The following is a 22,491-nucleotide window of genomic DNA, read 5'->3' on the forward strand; positions in this document are numbered from 1 at the left end:
TCACACAAATGACACGCCGATTGAACCGACGGGACCGTAATCGACCTGGATCACGTCGCCCTGGACAATATCCACCGGCCGCGTAAAAGAGCCGGCAAGCACGATCTGGCCCTTTTTCAGGCCACCTCCCACGGCATGGAGTTTATTGACCAGCCAGGCGATCCCTGCCGCTGGATGGCCCATGATCGCAGCAGAAACACCAGACTCTTCGATAATACCGTTCTTGGAAAGCGTTGCGCCGACCCAGCGAATGTCTATGTCCATGGGGCGAATAACGCGTCCACCTACGACGATCGCGCCGAAGGCTGCGTTATCGGCGATCGTGTCAGTGATCGCTCTCGGAACTTCGGTACGATAGTCTATGATCTCAAGAGCGGGGACCACGAATTCGGTTGCCCTCATGACGTCGTAGATCCGTGTGCCAGGCCCAACGAGGTCTTCACCCATTACGAAGGCGAGCTCCACTTCAAGGCGGGGCTTGATAAAGAGGTCCACCTTGATCTGAGCACCGTCGTTATAGAGCGCGTCATCAAGGATGACGCCATAATCAGGCTCGGTCATCTTGGATGCCATCTGCATAGCACGTGACGTCAGTCCGATTTTGTGCCCAACAATGCGCGCTCCCTTAGCCACCCGTGCGTCGGCCCATAGCGCTTGAATCTTGTAGGCATCTTCAAGCTCCAAGCCAGCATAGGCCTTGCTTGGTTGAACGATTGGCTTGCGATCGGTCTCCGCCTTTAAAAGGGCATTAGCCGCCTCTTGGCGTTGCTGTTCTGTGATCATGAGCTTGCTCTGTAAATTGGTTATTTGATTGGCGGGCGCGGTAGCACGGCTTCGCCGGGCTCCATGACGTAGGTATAGTCGAGTGAGAACCAGGGCCCATCGACATCAGGCGCGGAGGGATGCTGTTCATCGTGGCGGACAAACTTGCCTGTTAACGCAGCGGTCACGCCAAACTGGACATCGGAATCGATGTTTGGATCGCTCGGATCGAAGACTTGGGAAATCAGAGTCTTATAACCCTGCTTGAAGATCAGGGCGTGAAGATGTGCTGGTCGATACGGGTGACGCCCCTGCGCCTTCAGCAATCGACCAACGACGCCATCGGTTGGGATTGGGTATCCGACCATCTTCACTGTGCGGAACCAGAAGCGACCGTCAGCGTTCGTCGTGAACTTTCCGCGAAGGTTCATTTCAGCCTGATCGGGATCTTGATTTTCATAAAGTCCGACGGGAGAGGCATGCCAGACATCGACCTCGGCACCAGTGATGGGCCTTCCTGCGCGGTCAATAACCCTCGCATGAACAAAAAGTGGTGTGCCTGGGGTCTCTGAACGAATGATCGTGCCGCCGTTTTCGACCCGGGGGGAATTGAGGCGCCAGAAGGGCCCTAACAGGGACTGCGTTGTCTCGGTCTGGCCGCCGTCGCCGTTGTTCAGGAGGCAAACGAGCGAAGAAACGCCAAGAGATCCGGCTATCAAAACGAACTCGTTATGGCTGTCCGTTTGCAGTTGTCCGATCTCATTCAGGATCGCAGTAGCGTCGCGGAACTCGACTTCGGATAATTTTACTTCGCGCACAAAGGAATGAAGATGCTTCACCAGCGCGACAAGGATCTCGCGCAGCCGCGGATCAGTCGCTTGGTTCATGACAGAAAGAACGGCAGGCGTCAGCTCGCTTTCAGTTCTGATTACCATAAACCTGCCTCCCAGCAGCAACGACTTTCAACAATAATCGATTATGTGTCAAGCGGTGATCGTGCCGCTTCATGGTCCAATATCCGAAACTACCAGCGATCGACAGCCTAATGTGTTGAAAATATGAACTCCTAAGGCGAATGAAAAGACGTACGGCCTGTGAAGTGGGCTCTCATGCCCGCTAACATTGACAAAAATAATCGTTTATTTTATCCATCATCGAAAAATAGATGGCAACTTCCAAGGAGGAGGAATGAGCTCGAAGGCCACTGGCTCGCCGCAAACGGCAAACGAGGAGACGCCATCTGCGGCCTTTTCTGATGACGGTAAGAACACCATCGGGAGCCAATTGGCGTGGCGGCTTCGTGAGGCGATTATTTCTGGCGAGCTTGAAGCCGGCAGCAAGATCAACCTCGACAAGGCGCGCCGGACATTCAATGTCAGCCTGAGCCCACTAAGGGAGGGGCTTGCGCGGCTTATATCCGATGGCCTCGTCGAGTTTCAGGATAACCGAGGTTACCGCGTAGCTCCGATCTCACTCGCAAATTTGGAGGAAATCACGATGCTCCGCGAGGAGCTGGAAGTCTTCGCGTTGCGGGAATCTATGCGCATCGGCGACGTGGAGTGGGAGAGCAACATCATGCGCTCGCTGCATCGCCTCAACCGGACGGATCGAGATGCCTCACGACCTGAGACACTCGAGCAATGGGAGGCTCTGCATCGGGAATTCCATCTGACGCTCATTTCCGGTTGCGGCAAGCCGCTCCTCTTGCATTTCTGCGGCCTTTTGCTGAACCTCAACGATCGGTATCGCCGGGTCTTCCTTGTCAGGACGTCCGGAGACAGGAATGTTGGGCAAGAGCACAGCGAAATCGCGCAAGGCACGGTGGCACGAGACGTAGAATACGCCAGTGAAAAACTGAGGCAGCATATACATCGCACGGGGACAAATCTTCGAAATCATCTCGCGACGAAGGGGATCGTGTGATGGTCGGGTCTCCATCAAAGGCAGGCCGGCCAATCGGGGTCGCTCATTTTTCTGCTATTTCTCTCCCGCCATCCGATTTTGCCCGCGCCGCAGCGGCCGCCGGCTTTTCGAGAATAGGACTGAGACTACATCCTGCATTTCCCGGCGCCCCTTACTACGCGCTGCCGGTTGGTAGTTCTGCGGCGAAAGAATTGAAAGCCCTACTCAACGGTGAAGCCCTCGAGGTCTTCGATATCGAGTTTTTTGTCATCGACCCTTCTTTCGATGCCTCCTTGCTGGAACCCATACTGGCTGCGGCTGCCAACCTGGGCGCAAAGCGTCTCAGCGTGTGCGGAGATGATCCGGAACAAGATAGATTGCAGTCGAACTTCGCCGAATTCTGTCGTCTTGCAAGCCAATACGGCTTGGCAGTCGACATCGAGAATATGGGGTGGCGGACGGTCAAAACGTTTGATGACTGCGTGAAGCTCATAAACATGATCAGCGCGCCCAATGCAGGCGCGCTGGTCGATGCAGTGCACTTTTTCAGGAACGGTGGAACACTGAAGTCATTAAGCGCCGAGCCGGAGAAAGTCAGCCACGTCCAGTTGTGCGATGTCGCGGGACCTGCTCCGGCCACGGCTGAAGCCATGATCGCCGAGGCCCGCAGTCAACGACTTGCTCCCGGAGAAGGCCAGTTACCTTTGGGAGAACTGATGACAGTGGTAGGCGAGAGAGCATTGGTCTCGGTCGAAGTCCCTCTCGCAGGCTCGACGGATGTGGGGGAGCATCTGAAACGCTTGTTCCAAGGTGCATCACGAATTTTGACGCAGGACCATTGAACCGGCGACGGGACGAGAGAGCGTAAAGACGGTCAAACGCTCGCAGGTGGAGGAATGACCGTGTTTGATGCGGCACGTCAAGTCGCAGCAACGGCTTTGAAACCGTTCGGATCGGTTTTCGCGGATCTTTATGACTCTGACCCAAACTTCGCGTTCCAAGAGACGGCCTTTGCCTGATCCTGGAAGATCTCAAAAGGACAAATGCAAATGAGCATCATTTACGTTCTCAATGGACCGAACCTCAATCTTCTGGGCAAGCGCCAGCCACACATCTACGGGCACGAGACATTGGCTGATGTCGAGGCGGGCTGCCGCATGTTGGCACTGGAGCTTGGTCACGAGATTCGCTTTCATCAGAGCAACCGCGAGTATGAAATCATCGACTGGATCCATGAGGCGCGCGAGGATGGCGCAGGCATTGTCATCAATCCGGCAGCGTTTACGCACACGTCGCTGGCCATTCTGGATGCATTGAATACCTTTGAGGGGCCCGTCATCGAGATCCATATCTCCAACGTCCACAAGCGTGAGAGTTTTCGGCACCACTCGTTCGTATCGCACCGCGCCGATGGCGTTATCGCGGGACTTGGCACCGAAGGGTATCAGCTCGGTATCCGCAGGGTGGCGACGATGCTCAAGATTGAGAAAAAGGATAAGCAGGGATGACACAGCGGGTCAGACTGGCAGTTCTTGGAGCCGGGCTCATCGGCAAACGTCATATCCAGCATGTCTTGGCAGAGCCGTCGGCCGAGCTTGCAGCCGTCGTAGACCCAACGCCGGTTGGCGAAGCGATTGCAATTGAGGCTGGCGTTAGATGGTTTGCGAGTTTCGCCGATATGATGAGGTCGGAGCGCCCGGACGGTGTCATTATCGCAACGCCTAACCAGGTGCATGTCCAAAACGGGTTGGAAGCCGTAGAGGCCGGTGTTCCGGCGCTGATTGAAAAGCCGATCGCCGACGATATCGCGGCTGGCGAGACGCTCGTCAACTTGGCAGACGTTAAAGGCGTGCCACTCCTCACGGGCCATCATCGGCGACACAACCCGATGATACAAAAGGCAAAGGAGATTATCGACAGCGGCACGCTAGGTCGCCTCCTGGTCGTCAACGCCATGTTCTGGCTATTCAAGCCGGATGAGTATTTTGACGTGCCTTGGCGGCGCGAGAAAGGTGCGGGGCCCGTCTTTCTCAATCTTATCCATGACATCGACAATCTGCGCTTTCTTTGCGGCGATATAAGCGCGGTGCAGGCTTGCGAGTCCAGAGCGGTACGAGGTCACGCCGTTGAGGAGACCGCTGTCATTCTCCTAGAGTTCAAGAGCGGGGTTCTTGGCACGGCTTCCGTGTCGGATTCCGTTGTCGCTCCATGGAGTTGGGAAATGACCACGGGAGAGAACACCGCTTTTCCGAGAACCGAAGAGACGTGCTACATGCTTGGCGGAACACAGGGATCATTGGCTGTGCCCTCGCTTGAGGTCTGGAGAAATGCGCAGAAGCGAAGCTGGACAGAACCCTTCAAACGCGACACGGCGGTATTTCAAAACGAAGATCCGCTGGTCATGCAGATCCGCCAGTTTTGCCGCGTCATTCGCGGCGAAGACACTCCACTCGTCAGCGGTCGTGAAGGTTTGGAGACTTTAAGGGTTATTGAGGCCGTTAAGCAGTCCGCCGCCACGGGCAGACGCGTCAACCTCTCCCAGAATTGAAGAGCCGCATGGAGCCAGCCAGGGCTGAAATCTGAGTTGAGCCTTAGTCCGGTGCTGCGACGTCGAGTGCTCGATATTGTTACTCGGACGGGCTTATGTATGGCCGGAGCGTCCGGCGACTTTCACCGTCAGCTGGCCGTCGAAGGCGGTCTCGGCGCCAATCCCGCTTGTACGGGGTAAGGTAATCGGCTTTTGTTTTTGGGATTTGGAGCTTCTTGGAAAGCCTGAGTTTTTCTCGCTCAGACGATCTATTTTCCGTGCAAGCGCGATGATCGTTTCCATCTGGCGGCTTCAGGCATCCGCATCCAGGGATACAGATGTCAATCCAAACTGGGGTTTACCTGGCGGTATTCACGCGAGGTTACCCACATGCATGCTTCGCTAACCAGACGCATGCATTTGACAAAGCGTCCGAGAAAGTATCACTATGTCCATAATAAGAAGGTATATTCCATAATAGTGGCTTACAAAGCAAGGGGAACGTCATGCTCCGAAACGCCTTTCTTGCGGCACCTTTCCTGCTCTTTTCGTTCGTTCCAGCGCAGTCCATGGCGGCCGGCATTATCAATGTCGCCATAATCGGGGAGCCGCCGACGCTTGACCCAATGGCATCGACCGCCGACGTCGTGGGTATGACGACGCAGCATATTTTCGAGACGCTTTTTACCTTTGACGCAAAGTGGAACGTCGTGCCGCTGCTCGCTGAAACGATGCCGACGGTATCGGCCGACGGCAAGACCTACGACATTGACCTGCGCAAAGGCATCAAGTTTCATGACGGCTCGACTATGACCTCAGCCGACGTCGTTGCCTCGCTCGAGCGGTGGACGAAGCTTGCCTCGCGCGGCAAGCAAGTGGCTCCTTATATTGCCTCGATCAATGCCCAGGGTGACAATGGCGTGCGGATCGTGCTCAACAAGCCCTACGCGCCGCTCCTGTCGCTGCTTGCATTTAACAATTCTGCCGCCGTCATCATTCCGAAGGCCGATCTCAGCGATCCCTTGCAAAAAATCATCGGCACGGGCCCCTATATGCTGAAGGAGCGCAAGGCCGATCAGTATATCCAACTCGTTCGTTTCGACGGCTATCAGCCGCGCCCGGAAAGCCCAAACGGATTTGGAGGCGCTCGCAAGGCAATCCTCGACGAGATCCGCTTCGTGCCGGTCCCTGATGCCAATACCCGTCTCGAAGGCGCAATTTCCGGCCAGTTCGATTATGCCGACTCGTTGGCGCCAGAGGCTTTGGACCGCCTCAAGGGCTCGGCGGCGTCTGAACCCGTCGTGCTAAAGCCCTTCGGTGCCCCGGTCCTGGTTATGAACACCAAGGAGGGCGTCCTGGCCAACAAGACGTTGCGCCAAGCGATCCAGGTTGCACTCAATCCGGAGGATATGCTGCTTGCGGCTTTCGGCAATCCGGAATTTTTTACCGTCGACGGTGCGCTCTACCCGGAGGGATACATCTGGCACACCGATGAAGGCATCGAACGTTACGGCAGCGGCGATCCGGAAGCCGCCGCGGCCCTGATGAAAAAGGCCGGCTATGACGGACAAACGCCAATCCGCATCCTGACCAGTCGCCAGTACGAATTCCACTACAAGATGGCGCAGGTTGCCGCCGAATATCTCAAAGCCGCCGGCTTCAAGGTCGATTTGCAGGTGTTCGACTGGGCAACCCTGACCAGCCGCCGCGCTGATCCGAAGCTCTGGGATATTTTTATCACCCATGGTCCTTTTCCGCCTGAGCCCGTCTTGAACGGCTGGATGTCGGATAGTTACCCTGGCTGGTGGGCGACACCACTCAAGGCCCAGACAGTGGAACCCTTTATCGCCGAGCCGGATCCGGAGAAGCGCAAGGCGCTCTGGGCCAATATTCAGAAGGCCTTCTATGAAGAGGCTCCGGTCTTCAAAGTGGGGGATTTCAACGCCCTTGGGTCAAAGAAGAAGACACTCAAGGATTTTACCCCCTCGCCTTGGCCGTATTTCTGGAACGTCAGCACCAGCAACTGATCTCCTAGTCTTACGGGTGAGAAATCCGCCTGCCTCGTGCTCGCTTCAAGCTTCGGGACAGGCCATGCCGCAATCAATCCATAATGAGCGCCCGCCATGACCAGGTCCTTTCCCAAAAATTTCCTCTGGGGCGTCGCCGCCTCCGCCTTCCAGACTGAAGGCGCCATCAACAAGGATGGTCGTGGCCAAAGTGTCTGGGACGTTTACGCCCATACGCCGGGCCGCACCACCAATGGCGATACCGCCGACATCGCCTGCGATCACTATCATCGCTACCCGGAAGATATCGGCCTGATGAGCGGTTTAGGCGTCGGCGCCTATCGCCTGTCTACGGCATGGCCGCGGATCTTCCCGGAAGGATCCGGCCAAGTGAACCAGCGCGGGCTAGATTTTTATGACCGCGTCATCGACCTTCTGCTGCACGAAGGTATTGAGCCTTGGATCTGCCTACACCATTGGGACATGCCTGTCGCGATCGAGGACAAAGGTGGCTGGCGCTCTCGCGAGACGCCCAAAGTATTTGCCGACTATGCTGCAACCATCGCTCGCCATTTTGGCGATCGCGTCAAGCGTTTCGCGCCGATCAACGAGCCAAATGTCATCCCGTGGGTGGCCTACAACGTCGGCCGCCACGCTCCGGGTAGGCAGTCCTATGAGGACAGTCTGAGGGCTATTCACAACCTCAATCTCGCCCATGGCTATTCGGTCAAGGCCGTCCGCGCCGAAGCCGCCAGTGCCGAGGTCGGCAATATCGTCTCGCTCGGTCCCGTGCGTCGACATTACGACGACGAGGCACATGAAAAGGCGCGCTTGCTCGGTGATTGCCTTTGGCGCCGTGTCACCGTCGATCCGCTTTGGCTCGGCACATATCCGGAGCCCATCGCTAGGGAAATGGAGCCGCTGATCCTCGGCGACGACATGGCCGATATCAACCAAAAAATGGATTTTTTCGGCCTGAACCACTACAATCCGGTCTTTGTCGGCCCAAACCCGAACACTACCTTCGGCATCGCAGAAACCGCTCCGCCAACCGGAATGGGTCCGCTCACCGATGTAAACTGGGTGGTCGATCCCGCCGCTTTCCTGGAGCAGATCCGCGACACGAGCGAACGCTACAACAAGCCTGTGATCTACATCACAGAGAACGGCGCTTCATATCCGGATGCACTTGGACCCGACCGCAAGGTTATCGATAAAGAGCGCATTGCCTACTTCCAGGGCTATCTCAGCGCCCTTCTCGATGCCATTGAAGAGGGCCATGATGTGCGCGGCTACTTTGCCTGGTCGCTCATGGACAATTTCGAATGGGGCAGGGGCTATTCCAAGCGTTTTGGCCTGGTTTACGTCGATTACCCCACGCTTCAGCGTATCCCGAAGGCCTCGTACCACTGGCTAAGCGATGTTATCCGCAAAAATGCGCTGTGACCGCGACAAGGCCGAAGATGTCAGCTGATCGTCGGAAATAGATAGACCGACGTCATTTAAGACGATCAAATTATCTGCTGACTATCTTAAAGCCACGCATCTGTCCGCGACAAGCGTTGGTACAGCGCTGCTTCGTAACCGCAGCGACATCGATCGAACACCCCTTGGGTTGCCAAACGCCGTGGTCCGCTTGGTCCTTTGGCTGCGGCGTCGAGACATGACGTGAGCCAAAGTAAAATTTTCAACAACTGGCGAATTTTTGTGCACAACAATCCTGTGCACATTTTTTCATTGACATTCCATTTGGATCATTAAAGACTGAACCAATCATCAATTGGTTCAACAAATGGTGCAGACAATCGTCCCCCTCGATAATGCGAATTACGCGCTGGAAAAGCTGCGCGAGCTGCTGCGTTCAGGAGCAGTTTCTTCTGATGGAAAGCTGCCGACGGAGCGTGCCCTGTCCGAACAGCTGGGCGTTGGTCGCAGAGCCATCCGCCGTGCGCTCGAAGTGCTTGAAGCCGAAGGGGAAATCTGGCGAAGGCAAGGTGCCGGCACCTTTCTCGGTCCGCGACCGGGCGAATGGTCCGGTAGTATGGACGCAATTGTTGCCGGTACTGATTTCATGGAGATCATGGAGGTCAGGCTGCGCATCGAGCCGCAGCTCGCCCAGCTTGCGGCCATGCGCGCAAAGCCCGCCGAACTTGCTCGCATGCGCGACCTCGCCAGCAAGATCAAGGAAAGCGATGACGCCGACGCACGGGAACTTTGGGATGGCGCTTTGCACCGCCAGATTGCGCAGAGCGCTCGCAACCAATTGTTCCTCGCCATCTTCGACATGATCAACCACGTCCGCCAGGACGAAGCGTGGCAAAACATCCGCGAGCGCGCGCGCAGTGGCGGCACGGTGGGCATCGCCTATGCTCAGCATGAGGGGATCATCGACGCCATTGCCAGGCGCGATCCGGCCAAAGCGGGCGAGGCCATGCGCCAGCATCTTTTGATGCTTCAGGAGCGGTTGGTGCGGGCAACCTCAATGGACCACAATATGAGTGATGCAGAGGATCTGCCGGAGACTGGCTGACAAATTTTCGGCCTCAGGGCCGAGTGATGCAAAAGCTGGCGTGAACAAGCCGGCAGATGGAAAAAATTGACCTGTCCAATCAGAGGAGAACGATCATGAACCGTATTTTGAGCTGGACGACGGCTCTGGCACTTGGCTTGTTCGCAGCATTTCAGGCTGGCGCGGTCGATCTGCGGATCGGCCTGCAGGACGATGCCGACGTCCTCGATCCTGCCCAGTCGCGTACCTTCGTCGGGCGCATCGTTTACACTGCCATGTGCGATAAACTGGTCGATGTCTCGCCGGATTTGAAGATCGTTCCGCAGCTGGCAACCGAATGGGCCTGGTCCGAAGGCGGCAAAGTGCTCACCATGAAGCTGCGGCCGAACGTCAAGTTCCACGACGGGACAACGATGGATGCCGAGGCCGTAGTCGCGACCATCCAACGCAATCTGACGCTGCCGGAATCGCGCCGCAAGAGCGAGCTCGCGTCCGTCGATAAGGTGGAAGCGACGAGCCCTCTGGAGGTCAAGTTCACGCTGAAGAAGCCCGACGTGACACTGCTCGCCCAGCTGTCCGATCGGGCGGGCATGATTGTTTCGCCCAAGGCTGCCAAGGAATTGGGCGCCAACTTTGGCTCGAAGCCGGTTTGTGCCGGACCGTTCAAGTTCGTTGAGCGCGTACAGCAGGACCGCATCGTGCTTGAGAAGTTCCAGGATTATTGGAACAAGGATCAAATCTTCATCGACAAAGTCACCTATCTGCCGATTCCAGATTCCACGGTTCGGTTGGCGAACCTGCAGTCCGGCGATCTGGATCTGATCGAGCGTCTGGCGCCCACCGATGCGCCCGCGGTCAAATCCGACCCGAAGCTCAGCTATGCCGATGTCGTCAATATTGGCAACATGTCCATCTACGTGAATATTGCCAATGGGGCGCGGGCCGACAATCCCGTCGGCAAGGACAAGCGCCTGCGCCAGGCTTTTTCGCTGGCCATCGACCGTGATGCGCTGATGCAGATTGTCTTTGAAGGCACGGCCGTCGGCGGCAATCAACCGTTCCCGCCAAGCAGCCCCTGGTACGACAAGTCGATCCCAGTGCCGACCCGCGACGTCGAAAAGGCAAAAGCGCTGATCAAGGCTGCCGGTTTCGACCGTGTTCCGGTCGAGCTGCAGATCCCCAACAACCCTGTCGTTGCGCAGACCATGCAGATCATCCAGTCGATGGTGGCCGAAGCCGGTTTCGACGTGACGCTCAAGTCCACCGAGTTTGCAACGCTGCTCGATGAGCAAACCCGTGGCAATTATCAGATGAGCCGTTCCGATTGGTCCGGCCGCGTCGATCCGGATGGCAACATTCACCAGTTTCTGACCTGCAAAGGCGGCCTCAACGACACGAAATATTGCAATCCGGAAGTCGACAAGCTGCTGGACGAGGCGCGTGCTTCGACGGACGATGCCGTACGCAAGCAGAAATACGATGCTGCGGCAGTTATCCTGAACGAGGATCTGCCGATGATTTTCATCGGCCACCAGTCCTGGATCTGGGCAATGAAAAAGAGCGTCACCGGCTTCGTTGCCAACCCGGACGGCATGATCCGCCTGCAAGGCGTCAAGAAGAGCTGATGCTCGCCTCGCCGCGGGCACCAAGATGCCCGCGGTTCTCCCTGTCTGCGTGAGGATGGCGGAATGCCTGTCTATATCGGAAAACGTCTGCTGGTCGCGATCCCGACCCTGTTGATCATCTCCATCTTTGTCTTTTCGCTCCAGAAGCTTCTGCCGGGCGATCCCATTCTGGCCATGGCGGGAGAGGAGCGCGATCCAGCCGTGCTCGAATTGCTTCGGGAAAAATATCACCTGAACGATCCTATCCCGGTGCAATATGTGCGCTGGGTGGGCGGTGTTTTGTCCGGTGACCTCGGCGTTTCCTTGAGGACCAACCAGCCTGTGACGGAATTGATTGCTGAAAAACTACCGGTGACCATCCAGCTTGCAGTGATGGCAATGATCTTCGCTTTTGCGATCGGCATTCCAGCTGGCATTATCGCCGCCGTCTATAAAAACAGCCTGATCGATTATATTGCCAGCATCGTGGCGCTGTCCGGCCTGTCGGTTCCGAACTTCTGGCTGGGCATCATGCTGATCCTGCTGGTCTCGGTGAATCTTGGCTGGCTTCCAGCCTCTGGCTTCGAATCGATCTTCGTTGATCCCGTGCGCTCGCTGCAAACCATGGTGATGCCCGCTTTCGTGCTCGGCAATGCGCTGGCTGCCACACTGATGCGTCACACGCGCTCATCGATGCTCGGTGTGCTCTCCGCTGATTACATTAGGACTGCCCGGGCCAAAGGGCTGACCCCGAAACAAATCATTCTATCCCACAGCTTCCGCAATGCGCTTCTGCCGGTCGTCACGCTGAGTGCCCTTTTGTTTGGTGAGCTGCTGGCGGGAGCCGTGCTGACCGAACAGATCTTCACCATTCCCGGCTTCGGCAAGCTGATCGTCGATGCCGTTTTTAACCGCGATTATGCGGTGGTGCAGGGGGTTGTCATGTGCACAGCTGTTGGCTTCATCCTGATGAACCTGATTGCCGATATTCTTTATGTGCTGCTCAATCCGCGTCTGAGGGCAAGCCTATGACCGCGATTGATCAAAGCATAGTCGTTCCTGAAAAGCGCCAGGGGAGTAGAGCTTGGCGCAAACTCAAAGCCAGCCGCAGCGCGACTGCAGGCCTTGTCATCATCGGCTTTTTCGTGCTCCTTGCCCTCTGTGCACCTATTCTGCCAATCCCAGATCCGATCGCAACCAGCTGGTCCGCCATTCGAAAGGCGCCATCCGCTGCGCATTGGCTTGGCACAGACGATCTCGGCCGTGATATCCTGTCTCGCATGATCTGGGGTGCGCGCGCCTCGCTGATGGCCGGTATCTTCTCCGTGACGCTTGCTGTCGTCATCGGCGTGCCCTTTGGAGTTCTGGCCGGTTATTTCGGCGGCTGGGTGGATCTGGTGATTTCCCGCATCACCGAAGCGCTGCTCGCCATGCCCTTCCTGATTATGGCGATCGCGCTCGCCGCCTTCCTCGGTCCAAGCCTCACCAATGCGATGATTTCGATTGGCCTGACAGCCATGCCGATCTTCGTGCGGTTGACGCGCGGGCAGGTACTCGCGGTGAAGCAGGAGGACTTTGTGGAGGGCGCAAGATCTGTTGGCCTTGGGCATATCGATATCATGACCCGATACATTCTGCCGAATGTCATGGCACCGATCATCGTGCAGGCGACGCTGACCGTTGCGACAGCGATCATCGCCGAAGCCAGCCTTTCTTTCCTTGGTCTTGGTCAGCAGCCACCGGCAGCGAGCTGGGGTTCTATGCTGAATGTCGCAAAGAATTTCTTGAGCCAAGCGCCATGGATGGCGATGTGGCCGGGCGCCGCGATCTTCCTCGTCGTTATTGGCTTCAATTTGTTGGGTGATGGCCTGCGCGATGCGCTGGACCCCCGTGAGCACTGATTTTTTCAAAGGCAAGAACTATGACTGATTTCACCACACGTCCTGAAATTCTCGGCACTTTCGGTGTCGTCACGTCCACGCACTGGATTGCCTCTGCGGTCGGCATGAGTATCCTCGAAAAGGGCGGCAATGCCTTCGACGCGGCCGTGGCCGCCGGCTTCGTGCTGCAGATCGTCGAGCCACACCTGTGCGGTCCAGGCGGTGACATGCCGGCCATCATCTACTCCACCAAGAAAGACAAGGTGGAAGTCATCTGTGCGCAGGGGCCGGCACCGGCCGGCGCCTCTATCGAACACTATACGTCGGAAGGCCTGAAGCTCATTCCAGGCGATGGCCTTCTCGCGACCGTCATTCCGGGCGCCTTCGATGGCTGGATGTTGATGCTCAGGGAATACGGCACCATGTCCGTGCGCGAAGTTCTCGAGCCTGCGATTTACTATGCGGAGCGCGGCCATCCTGTCCTGCCGCGCGTTTGCGCAACCATCAACGGCTTAAAGGACTTCTTTGAGAGCGAATGGCCAACCTCGTTTGAGACCTGGGTCCCAGGCGGCTCGGTGCCGGAGGCCCATTCCAATTTCCGCAATCCCGTTCTGGCCGAAACATGGAAGCGGATCGTTTCCGAAGCGGAAGCCACGTCTGGCCATGAGCAGCAAATTCAGGCGGCGCGCGATGCCTTCTATCGCGGCTTCGTGGCCGAAACGATCCAGCGCTATCTCGATACGGCAGAAGTAATGGATGCAAGCGGAGCAAAGCACAAAGCAGTCTTGACGGCCGATGACATGGCGAATTGGCAGGCGACGATCGAAGCACCCCAGACCTACGACTACCACGACTGGACGGTCGCCAAGACACCGGGTTGGGGGCAGGGACCGGTCCTGCTCCAGTCGTTGGCACTCCTGAAGGGCTTCGATCTTGCATCGATGGACCCGGCCGGGCCTGATTTCGTCCACCATGTCGTGGAAGCCATGAAGCTCGCCTTCGCCGATCGCGAAGTTTACTACGGCGATCCGGAGTTCGGTCAGATCCCGACCGGCCAGCTTCTCACCGATGCTTATAACGATGAGCGTCGCAAGCTCGTAACCGGCGAGGCTTCCTTCGAGCTTCGCCCCGGCATCTTGCCAGGTTACGAACACCAGCGCGAGCTGACTTTGGCCATGCTAGCCGAATTTTCGGGCAAGGGCGCGGTCTATGAGCCAACCATGGCGCATCTATCCGAGAAAAAGGGTGATACTGTCCATATCGATGTGATCGACCGCTGGGGCAACATGGTCTCGACCACGCCATCCGGTGGCTGGTTGCAGTCCTCACCCGTTATACCGGGTCTTGGCTTTCCGCTGAATTCGCGCGCGCAGATGTTCTGGCTGAAGCCCGGCTTGCCCACCTCCTTGGAGCCCGGCAAGCGCCCGCGCACGACGCTCACCCCATCGCTGGCGCTTCATCATGGTCGGCCGACACTTGCTTTCGGAACGCCGGGCGGTGACCAGCAGGACCAGTGGCAGTTGCCCTTCTTTCTGCGTTATGCCCATCACGGCAAGAACCTGCAGGCAGCAATCGACATGCCGTTGTTTCATACAACGCATTTCCCCGGCTCCTTCTACCCACGAACATCCGAGCCCGGTCATATCATGGTGGAAGCCAGCGCCGGCGAGAGCACCATCGCCGAGCTGCGTCGCCGAGGCCACAACGTCACGGTGGCAGAGAACTGGAGCGTCGGTCGCCTGACCGCCGCCCGTCGTGATGCCGATGGTCTGCTGCGCGCCGCCGCCACGCCGCGTCTCATGCAGGCCTATGCCGTGGGACGCTGAGCCATGACCTGGTCTATCGTGGCCCGTGACCCCTCGACTGGCTATCTCGCCGTCGCCGTTGCCAGCCGGTTTTTTGCAGTTGGCTGTGCCGTTCCGCATATTCGCGGGCGCGTGGGCGCCGTTGCCACTCAGGCCTTCGTTAATCCTCTTTATGGAACGGACGGGCTCGTCATGCTGGGCGAGGGAAAAGCACCCGATAAGATCATTGCCCATCTGACCTCAGGCGATCATGGCAGCCCACAAAGGCAGATGCATCTGATCGATGGGAGCGGGCGCAACGCGGCTTATACCGGCCTAAAATGCATCGATTGGGCGGGGCATCTGGTCGATGACAATGTGTCGGTTGCCGGTAACATGCTGGCCGGCCCACAGGTGATTGAGAAGACACTGAAGGCTTATCACGATCTTGCCAAGGCACCCTTTGCCGAACGATTGCTCGGCGCAATGGAAGCTGGTGAGGCGTCCGGCGGCGATAAGCGTGGCAAGCAGTCGGCGGCGCTGGTGATCTACCGCGGTGAAGATTATCCTTGGCTGCGCATTCATGCGGATGATCATGCCGATCCGCTGAGCGAACTATGGCGGCTCTATCAGGTGGCGCAGGAACGTTACCTACACGTTGCCGAAACCATGCCGACGCGGGATAACCCGCATGGTATGATCGACAGAAGCGAAATCGACCGAAAGATTGCCGAGCTGGAGGCGGAAAGAACAGCCGCCGGACGTTCTTCCGCGTCTTACGCGACAACTGCGGTGCCACGATGACCGATATTCCCGTTCTCTCCGTCAAACATCTCACCACATCCTTTCGGGTCGATGACCAATGGAAATCGGTCGTGCGGAATATATCCTTTGATGTCGGGGCCGGCGAAACGGTCGCGATCGTCGGCGAATCCGGCTCGGGCAAGAGCGTTACTTCATTGTCGATCATGCGCCTGCTGGCCACCAACTCCAGCCGTATCGAGGGGCAGGTTGTTCTGAACGGACGCGATCTGGTTGCGCTCTCCGAAAACGAGATGCGCTCGGTGCGCGGCAATGAGATGGCAATGATCTTTCAGGAGCCGATGACTTCGCTCAATCCGATCTTCACCATCGGTCGCCAGATTTCCGAGGTGCTGACGCGCCATAAGGGCATGACGACAGCACAGGCGCGCGACGAGACGATCCGGCTGCTCGAGAAGGTGCGCATTCCGAACGCGAAAGGGCGCTTTGACGAGTATCCACATCAATTCTCCGGTGGTATGCGCCAGCGCGTGATGATCGCCATGGCCTTGGCGTCGAAACCGAAGCTTCTGATCGCAGACGAGCCAACGACCGCACTTGACGTCACGATCCAGGGGCAAATCCTGGATCTTATCAAGGTGCTACAGGAAGAAGAGGGAATGTCCGTCCTCTTCATCACGCATGACATGGGCGTCGTCGCCGAGATTTCTGACCGCACCATCGTCATGTTCCGCGGCGAGGCGGTCGAGACAGGCAAGACGGATGATATCTTCCATCGCGGGCAACATCCCTACACGCGCGCGCTTCTAGCGGCGGTACCGAAGCTGGGATCGATGCAAGGGTGCAAGCTGCCGCTTCGCTTCCCGATCGTGGACGTTAAGATGGGAATTTCCAGCGAACCTTCGCAAGAGAAGGACACGGTCGCAAAGAAGCCTCCGATCCTCGAAGTGAAGAACCTCATAACGCGGTTTGCGGTCCGATCCGGTCTCTTCAGCCGTCAGACCGGCGCGATCCACGCGGTCGAAAATGTTTCCTTCGACCTTCGCGAAGGCGAGACACTGTCCCTGGTCGGTGAATCCGGGTGCGGTAAGTCCACAACCGGCCGTTCCATCATGCGACTGATCGAACCGACGGCGGGGCAGATCACGCTGGACGGCTACAATGTGCTGGATTTGCGCGGGAGCGATCTGAGGCGAATGCGCAAAAGTATCCAGATGATCTTCCAGGATCCCTTCTCCAGCCTTAATCCCCGCATGACGATCGGTGCCGCTGTGGCCGAGCCCTTCATCAAACACAAGATGGGATCCAAGCGTCAGGCACAGGAGAAAGCCGCTGACCTTCTCGATCGCGTCGGCTTATCGACCGCAATGATGAACCGCTATCCGCACGAATTTTCCGGCGGTCAGCGTCAGCGCATCGCAATCGCCCGCGCACTGGCTCTCGATCCAAAGGTAATCGTGGCGGATGAAAGCGTGTCGGCACTCGACGTCTCGATCAAGGCACAGGTCTGCAATCTGCTGCTCGACTTGCAGGAAAGCCTGAACCTTGCCTTCCTGTTCATCAGTCACGACATGGCTGTGGTCGAGCGCGTCAGTCATCGCGTTGCGGTCATGTATCTCGGTGAGATCGTGGAAATTGGCCCACGCGTGGCTGTCTTCGAAAACCCGCAGCATCCGTACACGAAGAAGCTGATGGCAGCGGTGCCGGTTCCCGATCCAGTACGGCGCGGCATTCGTCGGGGCATTTCCAACGACGAGTTGAAAAGTCCCGTGCGCGCGAATGACTACCAGCCCCCACAGCGGCAATATTCCGAGGTTTCGTCAGGGCATTTTGTTCAGGTGGCCTGACTGAAGGACCGGTAGTCGGGGCGGCTGGCCGCGATTGGGCGAGCCGCCGCCTCGTCACCGCCATCCGAGCGCTGGTGCGACGTGTTTTAAAATAGCTTCGATGACATGGGCGTTGTAATCCACGCCAAGCTGGTTTGGCACGGTCAAAAGCAACGTGTCGGCTTCCTGGATGCCTTCGTCGGCAGCCAGCTGCGGGATCAGCTTGTCCGGCTCGTCGGCATAGGAGCGCCCGAAGATCGCACGCGTCTTCTCGTCGATGAACCCGACAGAATCCTCTTGCCGACCACCGCGACCGAAATAGGCACGGTCGCGGTCATCGACCAGAGCGAAAATGCTGCGGCTGACCGAAACGCGTGGTGCGCGTGTGTGACCGGCTTCCTTCCAAGCTTCGCGATAGGCCCGGATTTGCGCGGCCTGCTGGACATCGAAAGGTTCGCCAGTCTCGTCATCCTTGAGCGTAGAGCTCTGCAGGTTCATACCGAGCTTGGCGGCCCAGACGGCAGTGGCGTTTGAACCCGCGCCCCACCAGATGCGCTCGTGCAGCCCTTCCGAATGCGGCTCGAGTCGCAGGAGACCCGGTGGGTTAGGGAACATTGGGCGAGGGTTCGGCTTTGCGAAGCCTTCCCCCTTTAAGACTTCCAGGAATACTTCAGCATGCTGGCGGCCCATGTCCGCATCACTCATGCCCTCCGCGGGCGCGTACCCAAAGTGGCGCCAGCCATCGATGACTTGCTCGGGGGAACCGCGGCTGATACCGAGCTGCAGGCGCCCTTGCGAAATCAGGTCAGCCGCTCCGGCGTCTTCTGCCATATAAAGCGGGTTTTCATAGCGCATGTCGATGACACCAGTGCCGATTTCAATGCTCTTCGTCCGAGCGCCAACGGCTGCCAGCAGTGGAAACGGCGCAGCGAGCTGCCGCGCGAAGTGATGTACCCGGAAGTAAGCACCGTCCGCACCAAGTTCCTCCGCTGCAACGGCGAGATCGATCGACTGCAGCAGTGTATCGCCGGCAGATCGCGTCTGCGATTGAGGGGATGGGGTCCAGTGACCAAAAGACAGAAAACCGATTTTTTTCACGTAAGTCTACCTTGACGCTGCGCGTCCGTTTCTTTCAAGTTGATACTCAACATGGGTGATCCTGGCCCGCTCAAAAAGCCCGTCGACGAGAACGGTGCGTTTACTTATTGTGACCCTTAGCCCATTCGATGCGCATCGGCCGGAAAACACGATATCTGACTTGGCTGACGATCTTGAAAAAATCCTCGGTAAACTAGGACGCAACTATCGGCGTGAAGATGCCGCCCTCAGGCGGGCGGGTGTCTCGCCATAGAATTTGCGAAACAATCGTCCGAAGTGAGAAGCGTTGTCGAAACCGGTTTCCATGGCGATCTCGATTAGAGGGGCACGGGTTTGCACCAGCAGTTGCCTGGCGCGATCAAGGCGAAGACGCATGTAGACTTGGGCAGGCGTACTCCCCAACTCTTTTGCAAAGAGACGTTCAAGTTGCCTTCTCGATAAGCCCACCGATGCTGCCAGTTGATCAATGGGAACCAGGTTTTCGGTATCGCCTTCCATTTTCAGCAGAACGGCCCGAACCCTTGCATCTTCGCATTCGATGGACAGCGGCCTGCGAGGCTGTATGTCAAGCGCGGATCTTGCTTTCTCGATCTGCAGGACGTCGAGGGCATTGCGCTCTGCATCTTTGCTGATGTGCCGTCGGACGAGGGTTGCGGCAAGATCAGCCGCGCTACTTCCGCCGGCGCAGGAACCTCTGTCCCGATCAAGATTGAAAATCCGGTCCGCCCTGACCTGATGGTCGGGAAATAACTCGCGGAAAGCCGGATAGTGAAGCCAACTGACGCATGTCTCATGGTTCTTCATCAAGCCGGCTTCAGCGAGAATGAATGTTCCGGTGCACACTCCGATCAATGGCACCTTCTTTGTCGCTGCTTGCTTCAGATATTTGATCGTCTGGTCGTCAACCTGCTGACCCACGCTGAGAAGACCGCCCACGACAGCGATGTAATCAAATTCGCTCTGATCGATAAATTCGGACGTCGGCGCCAATTGTACGCCACAGCTGGACCTGATCAAATGACCTGTGCTTCCCAAAACCTGCCAATCGGCAAATACGCGGCCCGACTTGTCCGTTTCGTCGCTTGCAAGCCTCAAGGTGTCAACGAAGAGTGCAAAAGCCGACAATGTAAAGGATCGCGATAGAACAAAGCCTATCTTTAGTCTCTTGTTGTTCGGGATTTCGCCGCCTGCTTTGCTTTTTGTTGCCATCGAAGCTCACCTTAAGCGGGTCGCGCATGTCCTGTCCAAACTTGCCTTGATCTCGTCATAGAGCCCGCACGCTCGCCCGGCAAGAGCGCAACGGCTCGCGTGGGGAAGCGTGTTGGAGGTGGTTTCTTTGGTAACCGGATCAGAGTCTGGAACGTAGTTGAGGCCGCCGTCATTGCCGGCAGCCTCTGCTGAGTGCGCAAGGCAATAAGTGCATCTAAAAATCGATTGCGCGCAGTCCTGAATGGAGCGCGAAGATCAGCTTCGGGGCTGTAGCAGCGCCAAGACGACGGTTGACGCCGCGAGAGCTGCCGTAAGCGTCAACGGCCCGTAGGCACCGTAGTGGTCAACGATGAGGCCGCCCAAAACCGCGCCGATACTAATGGCAACCTGGAACGAAACAACCATAAGGCTGCCCGCTGCTTCAAGCGCATCAGGGGCACCGCGGGACAGGTTCGTTGGCAGGACGACCGGAGCCATGCCGAACGCCAATCCCCAGAGCGTAACAAGAGCAAATGCGATGCCAGCGTTTGAGCCACCGATCACGAGAACCAGCGCAGCAACCGCCATCAGCCCCGCGGTGACGGCAAGCGCCATAGCGACGCTCGCGTCGGCCAATCGGCCGCCGACAACATTGCCGACCACTGAGGCGACACCAAAACCGAGGAGCACCAAGGCGATCGGTCCCGTGTCAAGAAGCGTGACCTTCTCGAGGAACGGACGCACGTAGACCGAACCTGCAAAATGCCCCGTCATCAGCAAGAGAATAGCAAGCATTCCCAGCTGAACGCTGCGTCGGCGCGTCAGGCGGAAGACGTCGGACAGACTATTGCTTGAGCTGGCGGGCAGCGGTGGCAAGCTGAGGATTTGTAACATCATGGCGATGACGGCAAGTCCGGCCGTCATGGCCATAGCGCTGCGCCATCCGAGCCAGTCACTGATCAAAGCGCCGATTGATGGCGCTGCTATCGTAGCGAGGGAGACGCCAAGCGTAACGATTGCCATCCCGCGACCTGTGGCATTGGTGCCGACGAGCCTTGCCACGACAGCCACCGACAATGCCCAAAAGCCGCTGAGTGCGATGCCAAGTCCCGCCCGTCCCACCAACAAAAGCCAAAAGTCTGTTGCTAAGGACGCAAGGATGTTCGAGCCGATCGCGAGTGCGCTCAGGCCAATCAACACCGTCTTTCGATTCAGTTTGCCAATAAGCACATTGCTCAGCAAGGCCGCAACGGCGCCTACAGATGCGGTTGCTGTCACAACCTGGCCGGCTGTTCCCTCAGTGATCCCAAGATCTCGCGCCATTGGCGTCAAGAGGCCAGCCGGCAGGAATTCTGCCGAGACCAGGGCAAAGCTGGTCGCCGCCATGGAGAGGACCGCAAACCAAGTTGCTGCGTTCCATGCGGGCTCTTCAGTGGCACCCAGATCTATCATGGGCGCTTGTTCATGAGATGTAATGTCCGTCATTGAAGACCTCCTGTGTTAACGGAGGTCATAGGCCACCTTGCCCGGACTTTATGTAGCTTAAGATCCGAATTCCATAGCCGTTCGTCCGGAACTTGTGCGGCGCACCACGCCGGGCGACACCTGAGTAATACGTTTGAAGGCGCGGGCGAAAGACGCCTCCGATTCATAACCAAGCCGCGAGGCCACTTCTGCGACCGACAAGCCGTTATTGACCAACAGGTCTCTCCCGAGCTGCATCCGCAGACGCGTAAGATAATGGGCGGCGCCTTCTCCCAAGACAGCACTGAAGCGCTCAGCGAAGACCGAACGCGATTGGCCCGCGACTTTCGCAAGGCTTTCAAGGGTCCAGTTATGACTGGGGTCGCGATGCATGGCCGCCAAAGCGCGTCCTATGTTGGGGTCGCGGATCGCGGCAAGCCAGCCTGTCGTCGAGGCTCCGCTGCAATTGACCCAGCAGCGTATCAGCCGCGCCGCCAGCAGGTCCGCCATTCGTGACAGGACCGTCGCGCTCCCCATTTGAGGCTGCGCAGCTTCTTCTGCCATAGCGATGAGCAACGGCGATATCACGGGGTCATTGCCCGCGACATCGCAGCCTTTGATGATTGGCGGCATCAGACTGATCAACGGGTTGAGCGCATGTGCGCCAAGCGACATAGAGCCGCAAAAAAGCGTGCTGCTAGCTCCTGCGCCGTCCCGCACTACCTCGCAAACATTGCTTCCCAGCTTCGTGATCTGACAGCTCTGCAGTGAATCCCCCACGACATCCGGCGCGCTGGCCAGTCGATGCGCGTTTCCCTGCGGCAAGAGCACCAGATCGCCATCATTTAGCTCCTGCCATCCTTGAGTTTCGGTATAGATCCAGCAGGGCCCATGACTGACGAAATGGAAACGAAGCAGCTGTTGCTCCGGAAAGGCAATACTCCAGGGATGTTTGAGTTCACAGCGTCCGTAATTGACCCCGCTCAAGCGAAAGTCTTGTAAAACTTCGCTGAGTGCGTCGATCGCAATCTCTGATGACGGCAAGGGCCGGGACGAATGATCAAGCATTGTGCCAATCTACGTCTTGATCGTCTGCTCTACAAGTGGGAATCTGTGCCAGCGCTATTGGCTGTGCCAGCTGGCTTTCTCGAAAGAGCGGCGTTATCTGCCTATAAACAA

The 22,491-nt window shown here is 57.5% G+C and carries 20 protein-coding genes; 13 read left to right on the forward strand and 7 right to left on the reverse strand.

The genetic code is table 11. The features are described 5' to 3' along the window. The gene (locus tag VQ830_RS20270) at nt 1-783 is read right to left on the reverse strand and encodes a fumarylacetoacetate hydrolase family protein (RefSeq protein WP_337269961.1); all 783 of its coding nucleotides are present in this window, start codon (nt 781-783) and stop codon (nt 1-3) included. Nucleotides 784-803: 20 nt separating this feature from the next. Further along, the gene (locus tag VQ830_RS20275) at nt 804-1,697 is read right to left on the reverse strand and encodes a dioxygenase family protein (protein ID WP_337269962.1); all 894 of its coding nucleotides are present in this window, start codon (nt 1,695-1,697) and stop codon (nt 804-806) included. Between the two features lie 253 nt (nt 1,698-1,950). On the opposite strand from VQ830_RS20275, the gene VQ830_RS20280 reads away from it, so the two are divergent. The 4 genes from VQ830_RS20280 (at nt 1,951) to VQ830_RS20295 (ending at nt 5,212) form a co-directional block, all read left to right on the forward strand. Continuing rightward, entirely contained in the window at nt 1,951-2,685 is a 735-nt protein-coding gene (locus tag VQ830_RS20280; RefSeq protein ID WP_337269963.1) for a GntR family transcriptional regulator, read from the forward strand. Beyond that, on the forward strand, nt 2,685-3,506 hold the full coding sequence (locus tag VQ830_RS20285; RefSeq protein ID WP_337269964.1) for a sugar phosphate isomerase/epimerase family protein: 822 nt from the start codon (nt 2,685-2,687) through the stop codon (nt 3,504-3,506). Before VQ830_RS20280 ends, VQ830_RS20285 begins: the two co-directional genes overlap by 1 nt. Before the next feature lie 207 nt (nt 3,507-3,713). Continuing rightward, nucleotides 3,714-4,172: a type II 3-dehydroquinate dehydratase gene (gene aroQ / locus VQ830_RS20290; protein ID WP_337269965.1), complete on the forward strand. Its 459-nt coding sequence runs from the start codon at nt 3,714-3,716 to the stop codon at nt 4,170-4,172. Continuing rightward, entirely contained in the window at nt 4,169-5,212 is a 1,044-nt protein-coding gene (locus tag VQ830_RS20295) for a Gfo/Idh/MocA family protein (protein WP_337269966.1), read from the forward strand. The genes aroQ and VQ830_RS20295 overlap by 4 nt, the downstream gene beginning before the upstream one ends. A gap of 93 nt (nt 5,213-5,305) precedes the next feature. Here VQ830_RS20295 and VQ830_RS20300 read toward each other — a convergent pair whose 3' ends face one another. After that, a complete protein-coding gene (locus VQ830_RS20300) occupies nt 5,306-5,494 on the reverse strand; it encodes a hypothetical protein (protein ID WP_337269967.1) in 189 nt (62 codons plus the stop codon). 203 nt (nt 5,495-5,697) lie between these two features. Between VQ830_RS20300 and VQ830_RS20305 the strand changes: the two genes are divergently transcribed. The 9 genes from VQ830_RS20305 (at nt 5,698) to VQ830_RS20345 (ending at nt 17,583) form a co-directional block, all read left to right on the forward strand. Next, on the forward strand, nt 5,698-7,218 hold the full coding sequence (locus VQ830_RS20305) for an ABC transporter substrate-binding protein (protein WP_438618334.1): 1,521 nt from the start codon (nt 5,698-5,700) through the stop codon (nt 7,216-7,218). Between the two features lie 96 nt (nt 7,219-7,314). Then, complete coding sequence (locus VQ830_RS20310; protein ID WP_337269968.1) at nt 7,315-8,643, forward strand: GH1 family beta-glucosidase; 1,329 nt, start codon at nt 7,315-7,317, stop codon at nt 8,641-8,643. Nucleotides 8,644-8,989: 346 nt separating this feature from the next. Next, complete coding sequence (locus VQ830_RS20315; RefSeq protein ID WP_337269969.1) at nt 8,990-9,727, forward strand: FadR/GntR family transcriptional regulator; 738 nt, start codon at nt 8,990-8,992, stop codon at nt 9,725-9,727. 95 nt (nt 9,728-9,822) lie between these two features. Next, nucleotides 9,823-11,331, forward strand: coding sequence for an ABC transporter substrate-binding protein (locus VQ830_RS20320; protein WP_337269970.1), 1,509 nt, complete (start codon nt 9,823-9,825; stop codon nt 11,329-11,331). 63 nt (nt 11,332-11,394) lie between these two features. Beyond that, complete coding sequence (locus VQ830_RS20325) at nt 11,395-12,342, forward strand: ABC transporter permease (protein WP_337269971.1); 948 nt, start codon at nt 11,395-11,397, stop codon at nt 12,340-12,342. Next, complete coding sequence (locus VQ830_RS20330) at nt 12,339-13,211, forward strand: ABC transporter permease (protein ID WP_337269972.1); 873 nt, start codon at nt 12,339-12,341, stop codon at nt 13,209-13,211. Before VQ830_RS20325 ends, VQ830_RS20330 begins: the two co-directional genes overlap by 4 nt. A gap of 20 nt (nt 13,212-13,231) precedes the next feature. Next, nucleotides 13,232-15,016: a gamma-glutamyltransferase family protein gene (locus VQ830_RS20335; RefSeq protein WP_337269973.1), complete on the forward strand. Its 1,785-nt coding sequence runs from the start codon at nt 13,232-13,234 to the stop codon at nt 15,014-15,016. A gap of 3 nt (nt 15,017-15,019) precedes the next feature. After that, nucleotides 15,020-15,778 carry a DUF1028 domain-containing protein gene (locus VQ830_RS20340; RefSeq protein WP_337269974.1) on the forward strand — a complete coding sequence of 253 codons (759 nt, stop codon included), beginning with the start codon at nt 15,020-15,022 and terminating at the stop codon, nt 15,776-15,778. Continuing rightward, nucleotides 15,775-17,583 (forward strand): ABC transporter ATP-binding protein, encoded by a 1,809-nt coding sequence (locus VQ830_RS20345; protein WP_337269975.1) that lies wholly within the window; start codon nt 15,775-15,777, stop codon nt 17,581-17,583. Before VQ830_RS20340 ends, VQ830_RS20345 begins: the two co-directional genes overlap by 4 nt. A 54-nt stretch (nt 17,584-17,637) precedes the next feature. On the opposite strand, the gene VQ830_RS20350 is transcribed toward VQ830_RS20345, so the two are convergent. The 4 genes from VQ830_RS20350 to VQ830_RS20365 all read right to left on the reverse strand — a co-directional run bounded on the left by VQ830_RS20350 (nt 17,638) and on the right by VQ830_RS20365 (nt 22,380). Continuing rightward, nucleotides 17,638-18,660 (reverse strand): LLM class flavin-dependent oxidoreductase, encoded by a 1,023-nt coding sequence (locus VQ830_RS20350; RefSeq protein WP_337269976.1) that lies wholly within the window; start codon nt 18,658-18,660, stop codon nt 17,638-17,640. A gap of 204 nt (nt 18,661-18,864) precedes the next feature. Next, nucleotides 18,865-19,869, reverse strand: a complete 1,005-nt coding sequence (locus VQ830_RS20355) for a GlxA family transcriptional regulator (RefSeq protein ID WP_337269977.1) — start codon at nt 19,867-19,869, stop codon at nt 18,865-18,867. A gap of 255 nt (nt 19,870-20,124) precedes the next feature. Beyond that, nucleotides 20,125-21,333: an MFS transporter gene (locus tag VQ830_RS20360; protein WP_438618339.1), complete on the reverse strand. Its 1,209-nt coding sequence runs from the start codon at nt 21,331-21,333 to the stop codon at nt 20,125-20,127. A 57-nt stretch (nt 21,334-21,390) separates the two neighbouring features. Next, nucleotides 21,391-22,380, reverse strand: coding sequence for an AraC family transcriptional regulator (locus VQ830_RS20365; RefSeq protein WP_337269978.1), 990 nt, complete (start codon nt 22,378-22,380; stop codon nt 21,391-21,393). Between the last annotated feature and the right edge of the window lie 111 nt (nt 22,381-22,491).

Source organism: Oryzifoliimicrobium ureilyticum (genome assembly GCF_037199735.1).
In the GTDB taxonomy this organism is placed as follows: Bacteria; Pseudomonadota; Alphaproteobacteria; order Rhizobiales; family Rhizobiaceae; genus Rhizobium; species Rhizobium ureilyticus.